Source organism: Blastocatellia bacterium, assembly GCA_035275065.1.
In the GTDB taxonomy this organism is placed as follows: Bacteria; Acidobacteriota; Blastocatellia; order UBA7656; family UBA7656; genus DATENM01.
Map to the genome: position 1 here is coordinate 1 of DATENM010000087.1, position 24,101 is coordinate 24,101.

17 protein-coding genes, 1 tRNA gene and 1 pseudogene are annotated in these 24,101 nt (G+C 60.7%); 9 read left to right on the forward strand and 10 right to left on the reverse strand.

Annotated features, from left to right (window positions below; genetic code table 11):
• Window positions 1-146: 146 nt before the first annotated feature.
• Both VJ464_20060 and VJ464_20065 read right to left on the reverse strand, forming a co-directional pair.
• Window positions 147-218: transfer RNA gene (locus VJ464_20060), tRNA-Val, on the reverse strand.
• A gap of 126 nt (window positions 219-344) precedes the next feature.
• Complete coding sequence (locus VJ464_20065) at window positions 345-2,210, reverse strand: hypothetical protein (GenBank protein HKQ07431.1); 1,866 nt, start codon at window positions 2,208-2,210, stop codon at window positions 345-347.
• Between the two features lie 285 nt (window positions 2,211-2,495).
• On the opposite strand from VJ464_20065, the gene VJ464_20070 reads away from it, so the two are divergent.
• Window positions 2,496-3,425 (forward strand): uroporphyrinogen decarboxylase family protein, encoded by a 930-nt coding sequence (locus VJ464_20070; GenBank protein HKQ07432.1) that lies wholly within the window; start codon window positions 2,496-2,498, stop codon window positions 3,423-3,425.
• Between the two features lie 71 nt (window positions 3,426-3,496).
• Here the strand turns inward: VJ464_20070 and rpoD are convergent, their stop codons facing one another.
• Entirely contained in the window at window positions 3,497-5,149 is a 1,653-nt protein-coding gene (gene rpoD, locus VJ464_20075) for an RNA polymerase sigma factor RpoD (protein HKQ07433.1), read from the reverse strand.
• A gap of 193 nt (window positions 5,150-5,342) precedes the next feature.
• On the opposite strand from rpoD, the gene VJ464_20080 reads away from it, so the two are divergent.
• The 7 genes from VJ464_20080 to VJ464_20110 all read left to right on the forward strand — a co-directional run bounded on the left by VJ464_20080 (window position 5,343) and on the right by VJ464_20110 (window position 13,596).
• Window positions 5,343-5,846: a hypothetical protein gene (locus tag VJ464_20080; GenBank protein HKQ07434.1), complete on the forward strand. Its 504-nt coding sequence runs from the start codon at window positions 5,343-5,345 to the stop codon at window positions 5,844-5,846.
• Between the two features lie 118 nt (window positions 5,847-5,964).
• Entirely contained in the window at window positions 5,965-7,374 is a 1,410-nt protein-coding gene (locus VJ464_20085; GenBank protein ID HKQ07435.1) for an alpha-amylase family glycosyl hydrolase, read from the forward strand.
• Window positions 7,375-7,445: 71 nt separating this feature from the next.
• A complete protein-coding gene (gene hslV, locus VJ464_20090; GenBank protein HKQ07436.1) occupies window positions 7,446-8,003 on the forward strand; it encodes an ATP-dependent protease subunit HslV in 558 nt (185 codons plus the stop codon).
• Between the two features lie 278 nt (window positions 8,004-8,281).
• A complete protein-coding gene (hslU, locus tag VJ464_20095; protein HKQ07437.1) occupies window positions 8,282-9,670 on the forward strand; it encodes an ATP-dependent protease ATPase subunit HslU in 1,389 nt (462 codons plus the stop codon).
• A gap of 46 nt (window positions 9,671-9,716) precedes the next feature.
• Window positions 9,717-10,856, forward strand: a complete 1,140-nt coding sequence (locus tag VJ464_20100; GenBank protein HKQ07438.1) for a fibronectin type III domain-containing protein — start codon at window positions 9,717-9,719, stop codon at window positions 10,854-10,856.
• A gap of 222 nt (window positions 10,857-11,078) precedes the next feature.
• Entirely contained in the window at window positions 11,079-12,359 is a 1,281-nt protein-coding gene (locus tag VJ464_20105) for a beta-ketoacyl-ACP synthase II (GenBank protein HKQ07439.1), read from the forward strand.
• Window positions 12,360-12,735: 376 nt separating this feature from the next.
• The gene (locus VJ464_20110) at window positions 12,736-13,596 is read left to right on the forward strand and encodes a class I SAM-dependent methyltransferase (protein ID HKQ07440.1); all 861 of its coding nucleotides are present in this window, start codon (window positions 12,736-12,738) and stop codon (window positions 13,594-13,596) included.
• A 308-nt stretch (window positions 13,597-13,904) separates the two neighbouring features.
• On the opposite strand, the gene VJ464_20115 is transcribed toward VJ464_20110, so the two are convergent.
• Together VJ464_20115 and VJ464_20120 are read right to left on the reverse strand one after the other, a co-directional pair.
• Window positions 13,905-14,708: a hypothetical protein gene (locus VJ464_20115; GenBank protein ID HKQ07441.1), complete on the reverse strand. Its 804-nt coding sequence runs from the start codon at window positions 14,706-14,708 to the stop codon at window positions 13,905-13,907.
• Window positions 14,709-15,268: 560 nt separating this feature from the next.
• The gene (locus VJ464_20120) at window positions 15,269-16,009 is read right to left on the reverse strand and encodes an SIS domain-containing protein (GenBank protein ID HKQ07442.1); all 741 of its coding nucleotides are present in this window, start codon (window positions 16,007-16,009) and stop codon (window positions 15,269-15,271) included.
• 365 nt (window positions 16,010-16,374) lie between these two features.
• Between VJ464_20120 and treZ the strand changes: the two genes are divergently transcribed.
• Window positions 16,375-18,219 carry a malto-oligosyltrehalose trehalohydrolase gene (gene treZ / locus VJ464_20125; protein ID HKQ07443.1) on the forward strand — a complete coding sequence of 615 codons (1,845 nt, stop codon included), beginning with the start codon at window positions 16,375-16,377 and terminating at the stop codon, window positions 18,217-18,219.
• Between the two features lie 62 nt (window positions 18,220-18,281).
• Here treZ and VJ464_20130 read toward each other — a convergent pair whose 3' ends face one another.
• The 5 genes and pseudogenes from VJ464_20130 to VJ464_20150 form a co-directional block, all read right to left on the reverse strand.
• Complete coding sequence (locus tag VJ464_20130) at window positions 18,282-19,094, reverse strand: cyclase family protein (GenBank protein HKQ07444.1); 813 nt, start codon at window positions 19,092-19,094, stop codon at window positions 18,282-18,284.
• A gap of 236 nt (window positions 19,095-19,330) precedes the next feature.
• Window positions 19,331-19,597, reverse strand: a complete 267-nt coding sequence (locus VJ464_20135; GenBank protein HKQ07445.1) for a hypothetical protein — start codon at window positions 19,595-19,597, stop codon at window positions 19,331-19,333.
• A gap of 220 nt (window positions 19,598-19,817) precedes the next feature.
• Window positions 19,818-21,734, reverse strand: a complete 1,917-nt coding sequence (selB, locus tag VJ464_20140; GenBank protein ID HKQ07446.1) for a selenocysteine-specific translation elongation factor — start codon at window positions 21,732-21,734, stop codon at window positions 19,818-19,820.
• Between the two features lie 142 nt (window positions 21,735-21,876).
• Window positions 21,877-22,311: pseudogene (gene rfaE2, locus VJ464_20145) on the reverse strand (D-glycero-beta-D-manno-heptose 1-phosphate adenylyltransferase).
• A gap of 107 nt (window positions 22,312-22,418) precedes the next feature.
• Entirely contained in the window at window positions 22,419-24,080 is a 1,662-nt protein-coding gene (locus VJ464_20150; protein ID HKQ07447.1) for a hypothetical protein, read from the reverse strand.
• Window positions 24,081-24,101: the final 21 nt, after the last annotated feature.

The window sequence follows — 24,101 nt, forward strand, 5'->3', positions numbered from 1 at the left end:
AGGCTGGTTAGCGACTATGAACGAAGGCAGACCCCGAATAGCCGATCCGGAGTCTGCCAAAAGTCTGCCAAACCGGTCTGTAAGGCGAGAAGTTGACGCGCCGTCGGAGGCGGCCAAAGCTTTGAGAGTCTTGGAAATAGAAAGAATAGGCACGCGCGGATTTGAACCGCGGACCCCTACCGTGTCAAGGTAGTGCTCTACCCCTGAGCTACGCGCCTGCAAAATCAAGTGAAAAAAGTAGCAGACCGCTTGAAGCAGTGTCAACCCGCGTCCCTGTTCAACCCGCGGCGGCAGCGCACTTGAAAGGCTCGGTTTTTCTCACCTGAGCCTTTCGCGCCGGCTTATCATTTATCAATGATTACGCCCGAAGCGCGCGGCGAAAACGGGATGCTCTGGAAGGTTCTCCGCGGCGATAGATGAAGCGTCTCGATTGACGCCTCGTCCTGCTCGCTGAGCAGCGGCGGCAGCATGGTCACCAACAGCCAGGTCTTCATCTCCAGTCGCCCAACCCGTTCGGCCAGCGTCCGCGCCTGATCCGCGTCCTTCTCGGCTATGCCACCGAGTTGGGCGCCGATCTGTTGAAGCAACTGGCTGAGCGGATTGCCATTCGACAATACGAACTCGTCGTTGCGGAAATACTGCACGTCGAAGCCATTGAGCGTCGCGGCGGCGCTGGTTAGCTCATTCAGACGGTCAATCGCCGATTCAATAATCGGCGTGCTTTTCGAGGGATCGAGCCCGCGATAAGCATTGGCGATGGCCAGTTGCGCATACAGCATCGGGTAATTCTCAGCGCGATTGCCGGTCTGTGCCATCGCCTCGCTCAACAATTGCTCGGCCTCGTTCTTATCACCCTTTCCTATCACCATTGTTGCCAGCCGTATGAGATAGCCGATGCGATCCGCCGCCGTCGGCAGGCGCGGCACCAGGGCGCGCGCTTCTGCGAGCTTGCCTTCATTGATCATGCGCTCGGCGGTTTGACGGTCAAGGTTCGCCTGCATCTCCTGGCGCAGTCTGGGGTCGGTAATCTTTTCCTCCATGATCTGCCGCGCCAATTCACTCTTGCCATCGTTTTGGGCTTTCCAGACCGCCGCCTGAAAGAATTGATTCTGCATCTCCGGCGGCCAGTTGCCGGCGGCGGCCAGCAAGTCGTTGACCGAGCCGTTGTTGATCAACTCCTGCGCTTTTGCCCACGGGCCATTCTGCATCTCGGTGAATCGCTGCATCTCGGCCATGCGCGCTTGCAGCGGGGCCGCCTGCCGGGGCGCCAGCTTTTCAATCGTCGGCATTAGCGGCTGCAACTGTCGCAGCACGTCGAGGGTGCTGCCCATCGGGATGCGCCCGCTCGCGCCGCCGCTTGCCGAATTATCGAGTACGGCGCGAAGAATCATGCCGCAAATGTCGCGCGCCGCCTGGTCGCTGAGTCTTAACTGTGGGACCGCGCCGCTCTCTTGCTCGCCGGTCTCTGCCGGGGTGCGAGGCTGCGCCCACGTATGCAGCAGGTTCAGCGCGACATAGAGCGCCGCGCGGTTTGTGGCGTAGTTCTCTGTCTGCAAGCGCGCCAGCATGTCGTCAAAGAGTTTCTGCCCGGCTTGGCGACTGTGGAGATTCAAGGCGTTGGCGAGGTTGAACACGTCGTAGGAGACACCGTTGGCGAGAACCCGCTCGCCCATCTCAAGGGCTTTGGCCGTGTCTTTGTCGGCAAGGCGATGCGCCAGTTGCATCTCCAACTGTGTCTCTAAACCGTCCTGCCCCGCCGGCAGTTGGCCGCCGTTGCTCGGTCGCGTCGCCCGCAGCATTTCGAGCGCCAGCTCGGGGTCGTGCTGCGCCACCGTGTTCAGCATCTCGGAGCGCATTTGTGAAACAAACGAATCGAGCTGTAGGTACTGTGGGTCTTTATTATCAATCGCGGCTTGTAGTTCTTTCAGGCTCTCCTGGGCGCTCTTGATGAGCAGGCGAGCGCGCTTTTCATCCGCTGCCCAGACGGCGCTTGCCGTCTGCACCAGAAGGCGCAGGCGGTTTTCCGGTAACTGCAAGGCTTGCGCATCCTTGATAATCTCGTCCGTCATGCTCAGGGCTTTCTTGCGGCGCTCGTCGCGCGCTTTGGCCGCGTCTTCTTTCTTGGCGGCGCTTTGAAAGGCCGCGACCGGCGCGACCCCAATGCAGATGACTACAGCCATCAGCCAGGCGATGGACGGCTTGAAGCTCATGCTTTTTCTCCTATTGGCTGATCCGCGTAAACCGTGCCGGCACTTGCCCGGCCTGGTAACGGCATAAGAAAGCGTGCCACGAAGTTTGAACGGTTTTGCTTGATGATTAGACGCCGGCCATGTGGGTTTGTTCCATAACCCGCGCCGCGCGTCGTCAATGTCTATCGCTTGCAAAGGTTGAACGAATCACGCTCCGGCCTTTGCACAGGTTTTCGCCGGTTGGTTGAATTGGCGCCGCCGCCGCAATAGACTGGCAGAGATAAACCGACGGGAGGCAATAACACATTGAACAAGATTGACCGTGTGATGCAGGCGCTCAAGGGTGAAGCAGTGGACCGCCCGCCATTCAGTTTCTGGTATCACTTCGGCTTGCAGCACGGGCCGGGCCGCAAGCACGCCGAAGCCGAGCTGGATTTCTACCGCGCTTATGACCTCGACTTCTTAAAAGTGATGAACGATTATCCGTACCCGCTGCCTGCGAGGCTTGAAGCCATAGACAGCGCCGACGATTGGCAACGGCTTGAGCCGGTCGGCGGCGGCGCAGATTGCTGGAGCGAACAACTCGCGGCGCTGTCGCTCATCAACGACGAGATCGGCGGCGAGGCGCTGTTCATCGATACGATCTTCAGCCCCTGGACGACCGCGCGCCGGCTGACACGCACAGGAAACCTTCAGGAGGCTCGCGAGCGCCACCCTGAGGCTTTGCTTGCGGCTCTGGACGTGATCGCCACGTCGCTGGCGAGCTATGCGCGGGCGGCAATCGAGCGCGGCGCGGCGGGGATTTTTCTCTCGCTCGGCGCGGCGAGCGATGAAGTGATGAGCGCCGAAGCGTATCAGACCTGGGGCCGCCCTTTCGACCTGAAGGTGCTCGAAGCGGTGCGCGACGCGCCCTTCAACGTGCTGCACGTTCACGGCAAAAAGATTCACTTCGACGCGGTGAGCGATTTCCCCGCAAGCGCCATGAACTGGTCGCACTTCTCGACCCCGCCCGCGCTTGCCGAAGGCCGCCGTCGGTCGAACAAAGCCGTGATGGGCGGCATGGACGAAGTCGCCGCCGCGCACCTGGCGCCGCCTGAAATTGTGAAGCAGATTACAAACGCGATTCAGGAAGTCGGGCCGCGCGGCCTGTTGATCGCGCCCGGCTGCTCGGTCCCCACCGACACGCCTGTGCGAACGCTGCAAGCGGTCAAAGCGGCGCTCGACCGTTTGCCGTGAACGGCCTTGCCGCAAAAGGTAAGGGGCCGCGTCGGCGGCCCCTTCGTCTTCTCAAGGCTGTTGTCTGCGGCTCACGACGCGATGGCGGTGCCATCGAGGAAAGCGCGCAGCCGCCGCGAGCGCGACGGGTGGCGCAGCTTCGCCAGCGCCTTTGCCTCGATCTGGCGAATGCGCTCGCGGGTGACGTTGAAGTGCTTGCCGACCTCTTCAAGGGTGCGCTCTTCGCCCGATTGATCGAGCCCGAAGCGCATCTTGATGATCTCTTTCTCGCGCGGCGTTAGCGTCGACAGCACATCTTCCGTCAGCTCGCGCAGGTTGTTGGTGATCGCGGTTTCGGCGGGGTTCGCCGAGCGCCGGTCTTCGATGAAACTGGCGATGGTCGTCTCGCCGTCATCGCCGATGGGCGTTTCCAGCGAGATCGGCTGCTGCGCAATTTTCAACGCCTTGCGCACCTTCCACGCCGGCATATCAACGCGCCGCGCCAGCTCTTCGTGAGTCGGCTCGCGCCCTAGCTCCTGCACCATCAGGCGCTGTGTGCGGAGAATCTTGTTGATGACTTCGACCATATGCACGGGGACGCGGATGGTGCGCCCCTGATCGGCGATGGCGCGCGTCACCGCCTGGCGAATCCACCAGGTCGCGTAGGTCGAAAACTTGTAGCCGCGCCGCCAGTCGAACTTCTCGACGGCTCGCATCAAGCCGATATTGCCTTCCTGAATCAGGTCGAGGAAGTGCAGGCCGCGGTTGATGTAATTCTTGGCAATCGAGATCACCAGCCGCAGGTTGGCCTCGATCATCTCGCGCTTCGCCTGCTCGACTTCCATTTCTGAAGCGATGATCGTCTGATGCGTGCGCTTGATGTCGACCGCGGAAGCCATGTAGCGGTGCTCGACTTCCCGAATCGACTTGCGCAAAGCGCGCTGCTGCTTCTTCAGATCATCGATGTCCTTGCGCCGCTTGTTCTCAAGCGCCCGCTCGATGCGCTGTAAATCCATTTCGGCGTCGCGGATGTGCTTGACGACGTATTCGATGGCTTCCATGAAGCGGCGGCGCATCTCCATGCTGAAGGTGAAGGTGCGGACGCGCTTCGACATCTCAACCAGCTGATGCGCGTACTGCCGGCGCATGCGTTTGAGCTTCTTGGAAGATTTCGGCTCGTCTTCGATCTTGACACCGAGCTTGAGCAGCTTGTCGTGACCCTTCATGATCTGCTCGAACTCGGCCAGCACATGCAGGCGAATCTCTTCGCGCTGCTCCTCAAGCGCCTCTTCGGCCTCGGGGTCGGTGGCCACATCGACGATGTCCTGGGGGTTGATCTCACCCGCCTGTAGCTGTTCGAACAGCTCTTTGATCTCATCGATGGTGATGAACGACCGCGACAGCGCCTTGTAGATGCGCTTGTTGCCGCGCTCGATACGCTTGGCGATGCGAATCTCGTCTTCGCGGGTCAGCAAGGGCACGGAACTCATCTCGCGCAGATAGAGCCGCATAGGGTCGAGTGACTCGTCTTTGCCGGGCTCCAGATCGACGTCAACGTCGTCGGCAGCTTCTTCAGAAACCTCAGGCGTCTCTTCTTCTTCTACAGCAACACTTTCCCAGAGGGACTCGGCTTCGTCCTCATCAATTTCGGCGACAATGCGCTCAATGCCGACAGCGGGGCCGAAATCTTCGTGCCCTTCCTCGGTCGTCTCTAAAAGTAGGTCTTTGTCCATCCTGCTTTTCATTCTGCCTTTCGCCTGTTTAGCCATTATCATGCCGAACTAAAAGGCGCCCCTTGCGGTTAAGCGGCGCCTTGTTGGTTTGTCAACTACAAATAATGGTTGACATCCTGTATTGCACTACATAATATTATCATCTAAAGTCATATCATACAACATAATTGTCCGAGTAGCTAGATGCAAGGAGTGGAATATTTAGATGTCTCGCAGTGAAAAGGTAAACGACTTAGAAGCCGATATTTACGAGCAGCTTACGGCAGCACGAAATTACCTCCGCACGGTGGATGACTTTTACGCCCGGGCGGCGGCGGCGCACAATACGACGTTAGAGCATTACCAGGTCCTCTTAGCCGTCCACTGTTTAGGCGAAACGACCTTGCCGCTCAGGGTTTTAGCCGAACATCTGGTGCGCGACCGTACGGCTACCGGGCAGCTTTGCAAGCGCATGCAGCAGGCTGGCCTGCTCGACCTGACTTACGAAACCAATTCGCACCGCCCGCAATTGCTCGTCACCTTGAGCGCGCGCGGCAAGCAGGTGCTTCAGGCCATCACCGAGGACGGATTACGCAACCGCGACCGTTATTTGACCTCGCTGCCGCCTGATAAACGGCTTTACCTGGCCGAAGCGGTGCGCTTTTCTTGGCTCGATGGGTTGGAGGAAGATATAAGCACGCCCGGCCAGGGGCGGGTCACTGGCCACTGAATAACCCCGACGCGGGGACGCGGCGACCGAGGCGACGCGGCGAGAGATTCGGGCGGTCTTTCCCTGCGTCTTGGCGTTGCCCATTTCTCGCGGCACTCTTACAGGTTGAGAATCCCACTTGCGAATATTTGAAATCAACACGCGGGTTCACGCTCAGAGCTTCGATGATATCAGCGAAGCCGAGCTGACCGAACTGGCGGCGCTCGGCTTCGACAGCCTCTGGCCGATGGGCGTCTGGGAGATCAGCCAGGGCGCGCGCCGCATCTCCCGAATCATCAGCGAAGATTTTGAAGGCTCGCCTTACGCCGTGCCGCGTTACAAGTTCAGTAAGCGGCACGGCGGCAAAGACGGTTTCACCGCGCTCGTCCGGCGGGCGCACAAAGCCGGGCTCGCGGTCATCGTAGATTTCGTTTCGAATCACATGGCGATTGATTCGCCCTGGATAGACGAAAGTGCCGACCTCTTCATCAACAGCTTCCCGCGCGCCCGCAACCAGCAAACGAGCGAATTCTTCTTGCACCCATCGGGCGAGATGATCGCCTTTGGGCGCGACCCCTTTTTCCCGCCCTGGAACGACACGGCGCAGCTTGATTACAGCAACCCGGCGACGCGTGAGCGCATGATCGATACGCTGCTATGGATCAGCGACCATGCCGACGGCGTGCGTTGCGACATGGCCATGCTCGTCCTGCGCGATTATTTCCGCCGGCAGTGGTACGGGCTCGCTACGGACGAATGGTTCGAGGCGCGTATGCCCGGCGAATTCTGGGACGAGGCCATCAGCACGGTTAAGAAGCACCGCCCGGATTTCAAGTTCATCGCCGAAGCTTACTGGGATCAGGAAGCCTACCTGCGGGCGCTCGGCTTCGATCTGTGCTACGAGAAAAAACTGCTCGACGCCCTTGAAGCGCGTAACGCGGCGCAGGTCATCGAGCGCCTGGCGCTGCCTGAGGCGACGATGCGGGCGTCGCTCTTTTTCATCGAAAACCATGACGAGGCGCGCGCCGCGACGGTCTTCAGTCACGCCGGCAACCTCGCCGCGGCGGCGCTGATTCTGGCGCTTCCCGGCTCGGCCTTGATCCACGAAGGGCAGATGGAAGGCAAGCGCGAAAAGCTCCCCGTGCAGCGCCTCAAGCCCCTCATGGACGAAGCGCTCGACCTCGCGCTGCGACAGGGCTATGAGCAACTGCTCAGGCTGACCTCGGCGGAGGTCTTCAAGCAGGGCGCATTCGCTCTATTCGACAGCCGCGTCTGGGGCGCGGTCGCGTTTATGCGGCAGGACGCCAACCGCACTGTCGGTTACCTGGCGCAGATTTCCGAAGCCTGGCATCAATTCCACTCCACCGCCTTCGACATTACGCCGATGGCGCGGGCCATCGGCGCCAGCCAACAAATCACCATCACCGACCTGCTGACCGGGGCGGCGCTGCGCGTCGAAGCAGAGGACGGCGCTTTCCGCTTCCAGCCTGAGCGCCTCGGCGTCGGCGCAGAAACCCGCTTCTGTCTCATCGCCGTGAGCAACGCCTAGCCGAGCCTGCCGACATCATCTGAATGGCGATTTCTTGACGGCGCTGTGATGGGAGATTATAGTCGCCTTCTATGCCGAAGAAATCATCAGAAACGCGACCGCGAGTGCGCAGCACGACGATTCTAGCCGTGCGCCGCGATAGCCATGTCGCGGTTGCCGGCGACGGCCAGGTCACTTTTGATAAGACCGTCATGAAGAGCGGGGCGCGCAAAGTGCGCCGGCTTTATAACGATAAGATCATCGCCGGGTTTGCCGGCTCGACCGCCGACGCCTTCACGCTGTTTGCGCGCTTCGAAGCCAAGCTCGAACAGTATCACGGCCAGTTGCAACGCGCCGCCGTCGAGCTGGGCAAGGAATGGCGAACCGACAAGTACCTGCGCCATCTTGAAGCGCTGTTGATTGTCGCCGATGACAAAGCCTCGCTAGTCATCAGCGGCGGCGGCGACGTCATCGAGCCGGACGATGGCATTGTCGCCATCGGCTCGGGCGGCCCGTTTGCGACCGCCGCGGCGCGCGCCCTGCTGCGCAACACCGAGATGTCGGCTAAAGAGATCGCCGTCGAAGCCATGAAGATCGCCGCCGAAATCTGCATCTACACGAATGCCAGCCTGGTGCTTGAAGAAATCTGAGCAGTCGCCCGTCGCCAGTTCTCAAGCAGTTGCCAGCTGCCAGTTGCTGATTTTGAATCTGGCGTCGTGGCCCTTCGTCACTGGCTGACAACGAAGAACTGGCAACTGGCAACTGGCGGCTGGCAACTGCTATAGTTTGGGTGCGCGTTCGCCGCTGTTTTACGCTGACGCGAGCTGCTTGAATGCTTGGTCTAAAGACGTTGCACGTCGGGCCGCTAAACCCGCTGTCAAACGACGTGAGCCCTCAACGCCATACGCGGTAGACTGTTGAATAGACTATGGTCATTTATCTTTCAGGTGAAGTGAGTGATGCCCCCCGGCTCGATGAGATGACGCCGCGGCAAATTGTTACTGAGCTGGACAAGTATGTTGTCGGCCAGCACGCCGCCAAACGCGCCGTCGCTATCGCCCTGCGCAACCGCATCCGCCGGCAGAAGCTGGCTCCCGACATGGCGCAGGATGTCATTCCCAAAAATATCATCATGATCGGCTCGACCGGCATCGGCAAAACCGAGATTGCCCGCCGCTTGGCGCGCCTCTCGAATTCGCCCTTTCTCAAAGTCGAAGCCTCGAAGTTTACCGAAGTCGGTTACGTCGGGCGCGATGTCGAATCGATGATCCGCGACCTCGTCGAGATCGGCATCGATCTGGTTCGCGAAGAGAAGATCAGCGAAGTCGCCGACAAGGCCGAGCAGAATGCCGAAGAGCGCGTGCTTGACCTGCTGCTGCCACGCTCGAAGCAGGTGGACGAGCCCGCCGATGGCTCCTCGTCGCTCGAAGCCTTCGAGCGCACACGCGAGAAGCTGCGCCAGCAGTTGCGCGAGGGCCGGCTCAATGCGCGCATCGTCGAGATCGAAGTTCAGGAGCGCAACTCGCCCGGCCATTTCGAGATCATTACGCCGCAAGGCATCGAAGAGATGGACATCAACCTGCGCGATATGTTCCCGAATATGTTCGGCGGGCGGCCCAAGCAGCGCAAGATGCGTGTCGATGAGGCGATGGAGTATCTGATTCAGGAAGAAGAGCAGAAGCTCATCGATATGGATCAGGTGGCGCGCGCCGCCATCGAGCGCGTCGAAAGCGCAGGGATCATCTTCCTCGACGAGATTGACAAGATCGCCGGGCGCGAAGGCGGCCACGGCCCCGATGTGTCGCGCGAAGGCGTGCAGCGCGACATCCTGCCCATTGTCGAAGGCACAACGATCAACACGCGCTACGGCATGGTGAAGACCGATCATATCCTGTTCATCGCGGCGGGCGCTTTTCACGTCTCGAAGCCCTCGGACCTGATTCCCGAACTCCAGGGCCGCTTCCCCATCCGCGTCGAGCTGAAGCCGCTGACGGTCGAAGACTTCAAGCGCATCCTCACCGAGCCGAAGAACTCGCTGACCCGCCAGTACGAGGCGCTGCTGGAGACCGAGGGCATTGACATCAAGTTCACCGAAGACGCCATTGACGCCATCGCGCGCTTCGCCTTCTCGGTCAACGAGCAGACCGAAGACATCGGCGCGCGCCGCCTGCACACGATCATGGAGACGCTGCTCGACGAGTACTCGTTCGCCGGGCCTGACCTCGAAGAGAAAAACGTAACGATTGACGCGGCCTACGTGCAGAAGCAGCTTGCCCACATCGTTAAGAACGAAGACCTCAGCCGGTACATACTGTAAAAAGCAAAAGGGACGCGGCGGCACGGTGACGCGGAGACACGGAGACATGCGCAATCGAATCATCCTTCGCCGTGTCTCCCCTTCGCCGCGTCCCCGCGTCGCCCTCTACTTCGCTCTCATCCTCGCCGTTGCAATCAGCCTGACCGCCTGCGGCAAAGTCGGCGCGCCGGTGCCGCCGGCCCGCTTCACCGAGCGCACCGCCGATTTGTCGGCCATTCAGCGCGGCGGCAAAGTCATGCTGGGCTGGCCGGCGCCGCGCCTCGTCGCTAAGGAGGCGGATCGCAACTACATTGCCGGAGTCGAGATATTTCGCCTGACCGAAACGCGCGACCAGTTGCCTGTGCTTGACCCCGACGAATTTGAAGAGAAGGCGCAGAAGGTCGGCTACCTCGACCGCGCGCAGATCGAGGCGCAGGTCACACAACTGGGCCGCCTGGAATACACCGACGTCATCAATCTCACAGGCACCCTGGCGGAGACGCGGCTGCGTTACGCCATCCGTTATGTCAACAAGCGCGAGCAGGCGGCGCTCTTTTCAAACAGCGTCGCCATCGAGCCGGCGCCGGGCATTGCGCTGCCGCCGACGAGTTTGACCGTCGCCAGGACCGATCAAGACATTGTGACGCTTTCGTGGACGGCCCCGGAAGCCAACGTTGACGGGACGCAGCCGGCGACGGTTGTCGGCTATAACCTTTACCGCCGCAACGCCAAGCGCGCCAACATCGGTGCGCCGCTCAACCCGGAGCCGATCACGGCGACGACCTTCACCGACACCAAGTTTCAGTATGCGGTCGCCTACATCTATGTCGTGCGGGCGCTGTCGCAGGGCGCAAACGGGTTGATTGAAAGCGCCGACAGCCCGGCGCTGCGCTTCACGCCCATAGACACCTTCCCGCCCGCCGCGCCCGAACCGGTGACGATTGCCTCGGCCAACGGCGTCATCAGTCTCTTCTGGCCTTCGGCGGCGGAAGGCGATGTGATCGGCTACAACGTCTACCGCGCCGCTTCAGCCGCCGCGCCCGATGGTCAATGGATCAAGCTGACGCCGCAGCCTATCACGCCGGTCACTTTTCGCGACGACCGCGTGCAGATCGATCAAACCTACTTCTACCGCGTGACCGCGATAGACCGTTTCAATAACGAGAGCAAACCCTCGCCGGTCGTCAGCGAAACCGCACACCCTTAGGGCAGTTGCCAGTTATTCGATACCGTTAGAACGGTGTGCCTTTAATTTCATCGCCAGGCCATCCATCATTTGCCTGCTCTTTACTGGCAACTGACAACGGGCTACTGCTAGAATGTCAGCCCACGTAAGGGAATTGCCTGAGCCATGTGGCGCAAGCTGTTAGCTTGCGCTCGGACTTGCGCAAGCTAACCGCCTTGCGCCACATCCAGAGGAGGAGCCCGTATGAGCTTGAAGCGCGTCGTCATCACCGGACTGGGAGCTGTCAGCCCTAACGGCATCGGGCGTGATGCCTACTGGCAGGCCACCCGCAATGGCGTCAGCGGCACCGGGCCGATAACGCTCTTCGACGCTTCACAGCTCTCCTGCCGGGTTGCGGCTGAGGTCAAAGATTTCGACTTCGACCGCTTTATCTCCAAAAAGGACAAAGACCGCGTGCAGCGCGCCGTGCCGATGGCTTTCTATGCCGCCGAAGAGGCCGCTGCCGACGCCGGCATCGCGCTTGATGCGCTCGGTGAGCAAGAGCGCGAGCGCATCGGCGTCGTCGTCGGCACCGGCGCCGGCGGCATCGAATTCGCCGAGCGCCAGTATAAGCAATATTATGATCGCGCCGACCATGACGCCGCTTACCGCCGCGTCAGCCCTTACTCCATCGTCGCTTCTTTTGTCGGCATGCTGTCGAGCGAGATCAATATGCGTTACCAGATTCATGGCTGTAGCCATGTCGTTTCGACCGGCTGCACCAGCTCAAGCGACGCGATGGGCTATGCCTGGAACGCCATTCGCCTCAGCCAGTTCGACGCCATCATCAGCGGCGGCGTCGAAGCCTGTATCACCTTCGGCTTGATGACCGCCTTTTGCCGCATGGGGACCGTCACGACGCGCTGGAACGAGCAGCCCGAGCACGCCTCGCGCCCGTTTAATGCCGACCGCGACGGCTTTGTGCTGGGCGAAGGCGCATGGATTCTCGTCCTTGAAGAGCTGGAGCATGCACGCCAGCGCGGCGCGAAGATTTATGCCGAGCTGGTCGGCTACGCTTCGACCTGCGACGCCTATCACCGCGTACAGATCGCGCCGACCGGTCACGACGCCGCCCGCGCCATGCGCATGGCGGTCGAAGGCGCGGGGCTAACTATGGCCGAGATCGATTACCTGAACCTGCACGGCACGGCGACACGGATTAACGATAAGACGGAATCGGCAGCCGTGCGCATTGCCTTCGGCGACCGCGCCCGCGAGGTTGCCGCCAGCTCAACCAAGTCAATGATCGGCCACCCGCAAGGCGCTTCGGGAGCCGCCAGCACCGTCGCCACCTTGATGGCCATGCGGGATAATTTCGCGCCGCCGACGATCAACATCGAAGCCGCCGACCCCGAATGTGATCTCGATTACGTGGCGAATCAGGGCCGCGCCATGCGCATCGATGCGGCGCTGGTCAACTGCATCGCCTTCGGCTCGAAAAACTCGGCGCTCGTATTCAAGAGGTACGATGGCGAAGCCGTCTGATGGCAAGGCTTGTTTTTAATTCATACGCCACGTCATAATTTCGTACTTCCCTGTCTACCGCTCGACTCCCCATTTGCCCTAAAGCTTTCCATTTTTCATTAACTTCCGACCAGCAATCATGGGCTGCACAAATGGCACGCACATTGCCCTATGACCTGACGTGCTTGCAATCATAGCGAAGGGCGCGGCAGGCAAGGGGATCACAGTGGCCGGCTGAAATTTAAGAGGCCGGCGCGAAGGTCGTAAAAGGTTTTTCAAGTTGTCTCGTCTACCAGTTTTTCGGCGAGACACCGACCCGCTTCAATGGCATCTGGGGGGAGCTTTGAAGCGGGTATTTTTTTGCCTATCCTCATCGCTCATATTGCGCGGCAGGTGGATGGGCTATAATCAGGCCATGTCTGAAGACCGCAACATCATCGCCGAGTGGCGCGAGTCGGCGCCTTACTGGGAAAAACATGCGGCCACCGTGCGGCAGTTGTTCGCCCCCATCAGCGCGGCACTGATTCAGGCGGCGCGCATCACGAGCGGACAGCAGGTGCTAGACATTGCCGGCGGCACAGGCGAGCCAGCGCTTGAGATTGCCCGCCTGGCCGCGCCGCGGGGCCGCGTCGTCTGCACCGATGCGGTCGCCGAAATGGTTGCCGCCGCCGCCCGCCGGGCTGAGCAGTCGGGCATTGCGAACATCGAATTCAAGCAGTGCGCCGCCGACCGCCTGCCCTTCGCCGACGAAACATTTGACGCCGTGGTGTCGCGGCTCGGCGCGATGTTCTTTGATGACACGCTCGCCTCACTCAGAGAAATGCTCCGCGTCTTGAAGCCCGGCGGCACTATTGCGCTCGCGGTCTGGAGCGGGCAAGCCGCGAACCCTTTCTTCAGCATCATCACAGACATATTGGCGGCCTACATCGCGTCGCCGCCCGAAGCGCCGGACGCGCCGGGTGCTTTTCGGTTCGCTGAGCGGGGCAAGCTCGCCGGCTTGCTCAAACAGGCGGGCGCCGTCAACGTCAAGGAGCAGGTATTTGATTTTCACATCGAAGCGGCGCTCACGCCCGCCGAGTTCTGGCAACTGCGCTCGGAAATCAGCGACTCGCTGCGCGCCAAAGTCGCGCGGCTGACGCCTGACGAATTAACGCAGGTCAAACAGCAAGTCGCCGAGCGCTTGCAGCCCCACTACGACGCCGGCCGCTTGCTGATGCCGGCGCAGATCATCATCACGAGCGGCAACCGAACGCAATAGCGAAGTTGGGAAGCGAGTTGATTCAGATAAGGCGTTGCGCCTGCTATTTCAAGGCAGTGACATATAGTGCTGACGCCTGGAGCCTCAAAGATTAAGGCAACCACCTGCACTTGCGAAAACAAACAATAAGTTGGTCAGCTCGATTCAAAGGAGACGATCCTCACAGATGTCTACCATCGCAACGATCAAGCTGACCGACTTACCGTTTAAGGATTTCTCTATATGATCGGCACACTACGGTTCGGAGTAGAGGGCCGGGTTCATTGAGAAGCTCGCAAATCCATTCGGCATCTTGGTATGCCGTCCATCTAGAAGGGGAGGATATTTGTAAAGCGCGGGAACCTAAAAGCTTCGTTCAGTGTAACCTGGAAGAAGCCTCCCGCGCAGGGAGAAGACCCGGTAGTGTTATTGGCTTCGCCGGTGAGCGGCGTGAGCAGAGCGTCACCGCTTGCTCCGCGGAATGTCCCGGTTCCCCCGACAACTGCCAGGATGTCTGTGAGAGGATGCCCGACCGGGGGGAAACCAGGGTTCGCGACGATGGGCGGGTTCGTATTGCCCGTTTCAATCGACCCAAACACTCTGCCGATGGTTCCTTGTAGTTGCAGGGTGCCGTTGTAGCTTCCCAGGTCGATGCTCATGTTCACGCCGGCTTCCGTAACGCCCGTGAGGTTGTTGCCGGTCCCACCGACGACCGTGGTTACATCCGTCGTAGCCACGCGCTTGACCCCCCAAATTTTGTAAACGCCGACGATCTGTCCATCGCCAAAAAGAAACACTGAACTCTTGGCCGCGTCGGAAATCGCACAGTTCCGCACGGTCCCCCGCAGATAGACAAGGCCTTCGGCGTAGAATGTGCCGTTGGCCGGTGTGGCACTGATGATGTTTTTAACCGTGTCATTAGATGGCGGGCCAAGCTCTAAAATCGCGCCGCCAAATCCACCGCCAGCAGATTGGGCAAAAGCTGGGCTTGCAGAACCTAACAAGACCAGGAAGCATAAAGCGACCAGCATCGCGCCAAAGCGATCCTTCCTCGTTTTCAATTGAAACATGGTTTTCAGTCTCCTTTCGATATTTCCTGAGGTTTTCAGGGCAATGTAGAAGAAGCTTCGCATGAAACTCCCTCTAGCATTTTCTGTATTCGCAACTCATTCTGGCGATACAGTGATATTAAAGATGTGGGCGAGTCGATTTGAATCGCAATGACTTGTTCGGAGCCATAGCGATTCTCTGTATACGCTCCTGCTTAAACAGGAGTCAGTGACCCAGTTGACTTAGCTTCAGCGAGGACTTCTTGTTATCCGGATAGCCCGAAGGCGCACTCAAAAGGAGCGATGTATTGATCTCACAAATTGATCAGAGTAGCATTCCGCGAACATGCCAGAACGGCAATGACGATTACCTCCGCGGCGCATTATAGCACTATATCGATGGTTTGCAACTTTTTTTTGTTAGGCTCTTTGTATTCCTTTAAATTTTAACTTACTTTACGCACCGAAGTGTTGGAGGTCAGGGCTGATAAATAATTATCTATCGCCTAGCAGGTCGCCGAGCGTTTGCAGCCACACTACGACGCGGGCCGCTTGCTGATGCCAGCACAAGTTATCATCACGAGTGGCAATAGACCGTCAGCGTCAGTTAACCGACGCAGCTTGTAGGCGGTAGTCGTGGTGGGTCATTCGCCGCGCGCTAGCCTGCCGAGCGCGCCGCCCGGATGCCAGCGCGCGTACTGCTCGCGGGTCAGTTCTTTGTGCGCTTCCAGGGCGACCGACAGCGCGCACAGCACATAGACCTTCGCCAGAATGCTGGCGCGCGGAACGATGTTCAGCGCCCCTCCTTCATTTTCCACTCCTGCGTACAACAGCACGTCGGCCATGCGCGCCAGCGGCGAATTCACGTCGCCGGTCACCGCGATCACTTTGGTCGCCGAGGCGCGCAGCACGTCGAGCGCATGCAGCAGCTCAGGCGTCGTGCCGCTGTTGGAGATGGCGATGGTGATGTCGTCGGCGCAGACCTGACCGACCGAGCCGTGAACGCATTCGGTGGCGTGCAGGAAGTAAGCCGGCGTGCCGGTGCTAGAGAGCAGTGCGGCAACGTAGCGGGCGATATGCTCGCTCTTGCCGATGCCTGTGACATGGACGCGCCCGCCGCGCGCCTCGCTTTCCAAGATCAGGTCGGCGGCGCGCTCGATGGCGTCGGCTTCGGCGCGGGTCCGCAGGGCAACCAGCTCGTCAACGGCCAGATCGAAAAACTGCTCGATCTCTTCAATGGGACTATTGCGTGGTTGCGTGACGGCGGCTTCTTTCATGAGGTCGGGTGATGGCGTCTCGGCGACAGCCGGCTCCAGCGCGGCGCTCAGGTCAGACGGCTCTACAGACGCCTCCCCGAATCTATTCGGTTTCTGCATGGTTGCCATACGAGCGTCCTTAGGGCCGTTACTGGCAAACGGCTTGATAGAATATGGGGTCAACTCGCGTCTCGTCAAGCTGAGGAATAGCTTTTGCTAAATCCCAATAATTGGGAGGGGCTGATCTTTATGCAAGCGCACCAGACAGCACCAGACTAAGCAGAAGCTAACCTGGGTCAGCAAAGTACCGCGTTTATAGATCGCAATTGTTCGAGCGGGCGGCGGATAAAGGGTTGATGGGTCTTCTTCCAGCCCTGATCACGCCGATTAAGCTAGAGGTTTGCCTGGGCCAATGACAGACGGGCTTGTCAGCCAGTGGACATTATTGCTCAGGCAGAGGGCAATAATTGACCCATTCAAACAGCGAAGGACCTATGAAACCAGGAGCGACTTATCTCGGCAATGGCAGATGTCAGTTCGTCGTCTGGGGGCCGCGGTTGAACCAGGTCGCCGTCAAAATTGTCAGCCCGCAGCCGCGGGTGATTCCGATGCGCCAGGACGATTATGGCTACTGGCAGGCGACGGCGGAATCGGTCGAGCCCGGCACGCGCTACCTTTACCAGCTTGGCCGCGACGAGCGGCCCGACCCGGCTTCGAGCCATCAGCCCGAAGGCGTGCACCAGCCTTCGGCGGTCATCGATCACCGAGCCTTTGAATGGCAAGACGGCGGCTGGCAGAATGTTGCGCTGGACGAGCTGATTATCTATGAGCTGCACGTCGGCACCTTCACCGCCGAAGGCACCTTTGCGGCGATCATCCCGCGCCTCGACGACCTGAAGCGCCTCGGCGTCACTGCGCTTGAGATCATGCCGGTCGCACAGTTTACTGGTCAGCGTAATTGGGGCTACGATGGCGTCTACCCCTACGCGGCGCAGAACTCTTACGGCGGCCCCGAAGGGCTCAAGCAACTGGTCAATGCCTGCCACCGCGCGGGGCTGGCGGTGATTCTCGACGTCGTCTATAACCACCTCGGGCCGGAAGGCAATTACCTCTCATGCTTTGCGCCCTACTTCACCGACACCTACCGGACGCCCTGGGGGAATGCCATCAACTTCGATGGCCCTTACAGCCACGGCGTGCGCGACTACTTCATCAATAACGCGCTGCACTGGCTGGAGCATTATCACATGGACGGGCTGCGGCTCGACGCCACGCACGCCATCCTCGATCATGGGGCCAAACACTTTTTGGAAGAGCTGGCCGAGGCGGTTGCCGCCTGCTCCCGGAGATTCGGCAAGACGCACCACCTGATTGCCGAAAGTGACTTGAACGACAGAAGGGTGACGGCGGCAAGAGAGGCAGGCGGCTATGGCATAGACGCGCAATGGTGCGACGACTTTCATCACGCGCTGCGCACGCTGCTGACCGGCGAGCGCCACGGCTACTACGAAGACTTCGGGCAGATCGTGCATCTGGCGAAAGCCTACCGCGAAGGCTTTGTTTACTCGTGGGAATATTCGCCGTATCGGAAGCGCATGCATGGAAGCTCGTCGAAGGATTTGCCGGGGCGACGGCTGGTCGTCTTCTCGACCAACCACGATCAGATCGGCAACCGCATGCTCGGCGAGCGGCTGTCGGCGCTGATCTCATTCGAGGCACAGAAGCTCGCCGCCTGCGCCGTGCTCTTGTCGCCTTACGTGCCGCTCCTGTTTATGGGCGAAGAGTATGGCGAGCAGGCGCCGTTCCTCTACTTCATCAGCCACGAGGATGAAGCGCTGGTGGCGGCGGTGCGCCAGGGTCGCAAGGCCGAGTTCGCGGCCTTCAAATGGGCCGGCGAGCCGCCCGACCCGCAGGGCTTGAAGACTTTTGAGGCGTCAATCCTCAATTGGGAAAGCCGCCGCCACGGCCAACAGCAAACGATGCTGGCTTTCTACACGGCGCTGCTGCGGCTCCGCAAAACGACGCCGGCCCTGGCGACACTGGATAAAGCGAATCTTGAAGCGCGGGTGTTGAGCAAGCGGCTGTTGATGCTGCGCCGCTGGACCGCCGAAAGCGAGATTGTCGCGGTGATGAATTTTGCAGCCGAGCCTGCGCCGGTCGCGGCTGATTGGCCGGCTGGGCGATGGGAAAAGCGGCTCGACTCTGCCGATGCGGAGTGGGCCGGGCCGGGCTCGGCAATCACGCCAACCCTGACGGCAGGTGATGAGTTCATTCTTCAACCGCATAGCTGCGCCGTCTTCGCGCGAATTGGCGCGGGTGACGCAGTGACCCGACAATGAGGCAAGGGCCGCACGCAAGCGAAGTGAGAACGATTACCTGGGCCAACCCGCATCGCGCCGCTCTACGGAGCGATGGCGAGCACGCGCGCCGGGCTGCCGGAGCCATTCGTAATCGCCAGCGGGCCAACGAAGATGGCCGCCCCGCGCGCCGGCAACTGATCGAGGCGGGTCAGGTTCTCGATGTGATAAAGCCCGGCGGCGTGCGACAGCTTATGGCCGGCAAAGTCTTTCGACGCGCCGTAATCTATCGACAGCGTGTCGATGCCGAGCGCATTGATGCGGCGCGAGCCGACGAGATACTTGATCGCCTCTTCGGAATAACCCGGAAAATGCAGCACGCCCGCCTTATCCGGGTTGCGGTATTGCTGCCAGTCGCTATAGCGCGCGTCCCAGCCAGTCAGCAACAAGACCGCCGCGCCGTCGGGGATGCGGCCCGCGCGTTCCCAATTCTGAATGTCCGCAACCGTCAAACGATAATCGGCGTCCGCTTGCGCCTGCTTGCGAATGTCTATCACCACGGCGGGAGCGATGAAGCGGCGTACATCTATGCGGTCAATCGTCGCCCCGCCTTTGATGAAATGGCCCGGTGAATCAACATGTGTGCCGAAATGTTCGGGCAGGCGCACGGCTCCCGACGCATAGCCGTCGCGCTCGATTTCGCTCAACTGCTCGTAGCGAAAGGCATCGCGCTCGCCGCCGAAGGTTGGCGTACTGGTGCCCAGATCGTGCGACAGCTCAATGACGCGCGCTTTGCCGCTGAAGGCGCGCTCAAGCAAGCCCTCGGCGCGATGTTGCGCCCCGATGGCGACTGCCATGCACATCCCCGTGGCCATGACGGTCAGCAGATGGTGTCTCGCTGGTTTTAAGAAACGCATGGGCTTCCTCCTGTGTGGCGCAACTCTATCACGTCTGCGGCCAGCCTGCACTCGCTCTGGCAAGGCTTCTGAAGAAGCGAAGCAGATTCGGGCCGGCCTGCGCGGCTTCAGTAGACACGATGAAGTGAAAAAGCCCGCTGATGTGATTTTTCGGGGAGCCTTTCTGCGGCAGGCTAACGAAGAGGAGGCGGCTGCCTGATTAACAGCCGCCTCCTGTGGGATGAGAGCGAAGCGGCTTATTCGCCCGCTTGCTTTGACTGCGAAGCGGCCTTGAGCGCCTGGAACGTCGGTGGCCACAGGCCGATGAAGATGGCCAGGTCTTTCTTGCCGGCGATATACAGAGCGATGGATGCGCCGATGGACCCGAGCGTTAAGACATGAAAAAGGCTGAGGCCCGTGCCCTGCTTCACCTTCTCGTCGATGGTGCGCGCTGTCTGCTCAACTGCGTCCGGACCTGCCTGACCATGTTGAGCCGTTTTTGCTGTGCTTACGTTTGCTGACATACATTCTCCTTGTGCGATAATCGCTCAACGAACTGAGCGTCGTTGATCAGAAGGCAATCGCTGTGCCCCGCGACGCACGAGGCAGTACCCTGCGCGCCGCGCTTATTGCCGTCAACCCTGTCGTGGCTTAAGGACAGAAACGCCGGCAGAAGTCGCTGCCTCGCCGGGGCGCGTTGAGACGTTAATGACTGTTTTTAGGCAAGCGGTGTGTGTTCTTCGGTCAGAGGATTTCGCGCTCGTTGCCGACTCGACGGGTGATGCGCTCGCGGTCGAGAAATTCGAGCAAGGGGATGGCGTACTTGCGCGTCAGGCCGCCGGTGATCTCTTTAAAGACCGCCACGTCGATCTTCGGGCTGCGGGCCTTCTGCGCCCGCACACGCGATTTCAGCTCGTCAATGGCTTCGCGGTGAAAGACGAAATCGCCGATGCGCACGATGCGTTGCTCGGCGGCCAGCAAGGTCAGCAGCTTGCGCGCCATCTCTATCTTGAGACCGGCGCTCGCCGCCGCCTCTTCGAGCGTCGGGGCCTGCCAGCCCGCCGTCTTGAAAGCGGCTTCCAAAGCCTGTTTGGCGGTCATATCAGCGCCCGACAATGCGGGTTTGTGCGACGGCAAGCGCAGCGTTTCGCGCTCGGCGGCGATCCGCCCTTCTTCGGTCAGCCGCGCGATGACGGCGCGAAAGACTTCCATCCGCGAGGCGCTGAAGAGGCGCTCGCGCACCTCTTCGCGGCTGATGCCGAGCGACAATGGCTCGCGCCGGTGATGCTCTGCGAGCACCGTCAGCACCTGCGCCGCCAGCTCCTTGTAGCTTTCAGCCGCCAGCAGCACGAGCGGCGCGCCGGTGATTTCCATTACCCTGCCCGCTTGAATCAAGGCGGCAGCAAACTCGTTGATCTGCGCGTCGGTCGCGCCGCTGCGGGCGGCCAGCTCGGCGGCGCTCATGGCGCGCGGCCCGGCCATCTCGATGAATAGCGCCGCGCGCTCTACGGCGTCGGCCTGCTCCAGGCGTTCGAGCCAGACGCGCGCCGCGCGGTCGCGCAGGCGGTGTTTTTCAGGCAGCGCATCGATGACGAGGCCGCCGCCGATGGTGATCTGCGGCGAGTAGCTGCGAATGATGAAGCGGTCCGCGGGAAGCGCCGTGATGGCTTCTTCCAGGCGGAGCTGGACGATGCGGCTGTCACCCGGTTCGATGACGCCGCCCTGTTCGTCCGGTGCTTGCAAGATGACCAGGCGGGCCATGACTTCGACCGTGCCGTGGTGCAGGCGGACGCGGGCGCGCTGGAGCAGCGGGCGCGGCGCGCTCGACAACAAATCTAACCGCGCATCGATCATCGAGGTCGCTTGCAAACGACCGGCGGGCGACAGCACGCTGCCGCGCTCGGCTTGCTCCAGGGCGATGCCTTGCAGGTTGATGGCGGTGCGCTGACCGGCCAGCGCCCGCTCGGTGTCGTGGCCGTGAACCTGAAGGTTGCGGATGCGCGTGCGGACGCCGGCGGGCAAGACTTCGACCTCGTCGCCGGTCTTCAGCTCGCCGGCGATCAGCGTCCCGGTGACGACCGTGCCGAAGCCTTTGATCGAGAACGCGCGATCCACAGGCAGGCGCGGCACGGCGGCGGTGTTCTTTGGTTGAATGCCGGCGGCAAGCGTGACGAGCGCCTGCTTCAGCTCTTCGATGCCTGCGCCGGTGCGCGAGCTGACCGGGATGATCGGCGCGGCTTCGAGAAACGAGCCCGTAACGAAGTCTTCGACCTCGGCGCGCGCCAGCTCCAGCAATTCTTCATCAACCAGATCGGCTTTGGTCAGCGCGACGAGCCCTGCCTTGACGCGCAGCAAGCGGCAGATGTCGAAATGCTCACGGGTCTGCGGCATGATCGATTCGTCGGCGGCGACGACCAGCATCACCAGATCGAGGCCGTGAGCGCCGGCCAGCATATTCTTGACGAAACGCTCGTGGCCGGGCACATCAACAAAGCCGAAGCGGTAATCGCCAACCGCCAGGTCGGCAAAGCCGATGTCAATGGTGATGCCGCGGGCTTTCTCTTCTTTGAGACGGTCGGCGTCAATGCCTGTGAGAGCTTTGACCAGCGCCGTCTTCCCGTGATCGATGTGGCCGGCGGTGCCGACGATGATGTGCTTCATGGTTGTGCCTTGACGATCAACATACAAGAGGGCTCGCGGCGGCGTCAAACAAGTGCGTCAGGACCAGAAATTCCGAAAACAGGTTAGACACGGAGACACGGAGGCACAGAGTCTTCTCCGTGCTCCCTCCGTGCCTCCGCGTTTAATTCTTCTCTCGATCTTGAAAGCGGATGCGCTCGATGATGTCGGTCGTCGAAGCGCCTTCGAGGTAGGTTAAGGCGAGAACGCGACCGCCGGCGGCTTCGACTTCTTCGCGCCCGACGATGGCTTCAAGCGGCCAGTCGCCGCCTTTAACCAGCACGTCTGGAAGCAGGGCGGCGATCAGCTCGCGCGGCGTGTCTTCGTCAAAGACGGTCACCCAGTCAACCGATTCAAGCGCCGCCATCACTTCGGCGCGCTCGTCCTGGTTAAGAATCGGTCGGCCTGCGCCTTTCAAGCGCCGCACAGAGGCATCGCTGTTGAGCGCCACGACGAGCGCATCGCCGAGCGCCCGCGCCGCCGCCAGGTAACGCACATGGCCAGGGTGCAGCAGGTCGAAACAGCCGTTGGTGAAGACGACCCGTCGGCCGCGCTCGCGCCACTCGCGGCGCGCGGCAATCAGCGTCTCTCTATCAACAATCTTGTCGTTCACCCTGCCGTCGTCCTTGCACCATCTGACAGACCGCGCCACGGCCGCCGCCGGTTTCAGTACCCCTGCAAGACGATTTCAGGCCCGAGTATTTCCGGCCCCTCGGCGTCCGATGGCGGTATGTCGAAATGGTCGTGTACCCAGTGACCGGCATACCAGACGACCAGGTCTGTGCTGTTCAGGCTTTCGCCGTTGACGAACGGCGCGATGTTAATCGAAGTGCCGATGCCGTTGCCGTCGTCAATCTCGTCCGACTTGTACTTCAGGAACCAGAGGTCGCCTTTGCCGTACTTGTCATAGTTGCCGTCTTTGGGGCCCGGAAAGATGGTTGCCGATTCGCCGCTGACCAAGTTGCGCACGACGAAGGATTGATCTTCGTCCTTGACGCGCTGCAACATCGCTTCGACATTGATGGGGCTCAGCAGGCCATTGCGGCTTTCAAAGGCGGCGTTGTTGATGTCTGTGTTGAGGTCAAAGTCGAGACGCCAGTAGACGTGATGCACGTGGTTATGACAGACGCAACTGTTGGTCGTCGCCGTGAAGCCAAAGCGCGGCTCGATCACCCCCGAATCACGGAAGACCCACTTGCTGACGTAACGATACCAGCCGGCCTCTAATTCGCTTACCAGAGTGACATCTTCGCGGTCCCAGATGGCTATGCCCCTGAAGGTGCCGTTGTCGGTGCCATTATCGAGAACCGTCTGCGGCGGCGCAGTACAGATGCGGATGCCGCCATTGGTTCCCGGCACGTCGGTGCCGACGGCATCGAAATAGCTCTCCGAGTATGACCAGTCGCGGTAAGGGCCGCAGAGATTGCGCTCGTATTGCACGTTGAGGATCGGCGCGTGCGCCTCTTTCAAGACCAGCTTGCCGCGGTACTTGACGTTCTTCAGGTCGATGCCGGACTTGTTGACGCCCGACGACGCCGCGGGGCGGATGCAGGTGAAGCGCCAGAATTCCTGGCCATTGCGCGAGATGACGACATCGTACTGACCCGCCGTGCCGCTGCTGGTGGTTGCCTGCCCGGCGCTCGACAGGCCGCAGTTGCTGTCGGTGGCGCTCGATGTCGGCGGCGCGCCCCCGGCGTAGCGCACCACCGTCTGGCGAATCAAGTTGACGCCGACGACTTCGTTGCCCTGCTTGCCGTCGGCGGGCATCAACCCGACCGTGATGGTGCGTTCGACTTTGCCGACGGGCTCATCCAGCGCCACCAGCGGCGGCATCGGGCGGTAAGGCTCAAGCTTGTGTGTGCGCAGCGCCGCGCCGAATTGTTTGTCGCGCGTAAGCAGGTTGACCGCGTCAGCGAATTCCTCTTCGCTGACATTCGGCTGTTGCTTGGTTTCGGTGAGCTGTAAGCTCGCGTCTTTGACGTTGCCGGTGGCGACGTAGGCTCTGTTGTTGCTGTAATCGAAAAACTGCGCGCGGTACTGGGTCGGCGCTTCGGTCTTATCGCTCGCCTTCGGGTCGGGCTCGATCAACTCGAAATTCACGAGGCGGTAACGCGTGTTCTTCAAGCGCGTCGTCACCGCGGAGTTTTTGAGCAGGTCGTTTTTCGTGCGATCAATGGTCGCCTGATCGGGGCCGATGGGCGTGATGGTTATTTGATGCGGCCCGCCGAGTAACTGCGGCCCGCCGCCGCCTTGCTTCTGAGCCGTGCCGCGCTCGGGGCTCGCCGTGCGGGCTACGGTAAGGGCCAGACGTCCCGCGGTAATCAGCATAAGTGCAAAGACCAAAAGGCC

Bases quoted from the DNA above. Each gene is read 5' to 3' on its own strand.
- VJ464_20065 (HKQ07431.1), bottom strand. From the start codon at position 2,210: ATGAGCTTCAAGCCGTCCATCGCCTGGCTGATGGCTGTAGTCATCTGC.
- rpoD (HKQ07433.1), bottom strand. From the start codon at position 5,149: ATGAAAAGCAGGATGGACAAAGACCTACTTTTAGAGACGACCGAGGAA.
- VJ464_20080 (HKQ07434.1), top strand. From the start codon at position 5,343: ATGTCTCGCAGTGAAAAGGTAAACGACTTAGAAGCCGATATTTACGAG.
- hslV (HKQ07436.1), top strand. From the start codon at position 7,446: ATGCCGAAGAAATCATCAGAAACGCGACCGCGAGTGCGCAGCACGACG.
- hslU (HKQ07437.1), top strand. From the start codon at position 8,282: ATGGTCATTTATCTTTCAGGTGAAGTGAGTGATGCCCCCCGGCTCGAT.
- VJ464_20100 (HKQ07438.1), top strand. From the start codon at position 9,717: ATGCGCAATCGAATCATCCTTCGCCGTGTCTCCCCTTCGCCGCGTCCC.
- VJ464_20105 (HKQ07439.1), top strand. From the start codon at position 11,079: ATGAGCTTGAAGCGCGTCGTCATCACCGGACTGGGAGCTGTCAGCCCT.
- VJ464_20110 (HKQ07440.1), top strand. From the start codon at position 12,736: ATGGGCTATAATCAGGCCATGTCTGAAGACCGCAACATCATCGCCGAG.
- VJ464_20115 (HKQ07441.1), bottom strand. From the start codon at position 14,708: ATGCGAAGCTTCTTCTACATTGCCCTGAAAACCTCAGGAAATATCGAA.
- VJ464_20120 (HKQ07442.1), bottom strand. From the start codon at position 16,009: ATGGCAACCATGCAGAAACCGAATAGATTCGGGGAGGCGTCTGTAGAG.
- treZ (HKQ07443.1), top strand. From the start codon at position 16,375: ATGAAACCAGGAGCGACTTATCTCGGCAATGGCAGATGTCAGTTCGTC.
- VJ464_20130 (HKQ07444.1), bottom strand. From the start codon at position 19,094: ATGCGTTTCTTAAAACCAGCGAGACACCATCTGCTGACCGTCATGGCC.
- VJ464_20135 (HKQ07445.1), bottom strand. From the start codon at position 19,597: ATGTCAGCAAACGTAAGCACAGCAAAAACGGCTCAACATGGTCAGGCA.
- selB (HKQ07446.1), bottom strand. From the start codon at position 21,734: ATGAAGCACATCATCGTCGGCACCGCCGGCCACATCGATCACGGGAAG.
- VJ464_20150 (HKQ07447.1), bottom strand. From the start codon at position 24,080: ATGCTGATTACCGCGGGACGTCTGGCCCTTACCGTAGCCCGCACGGCG.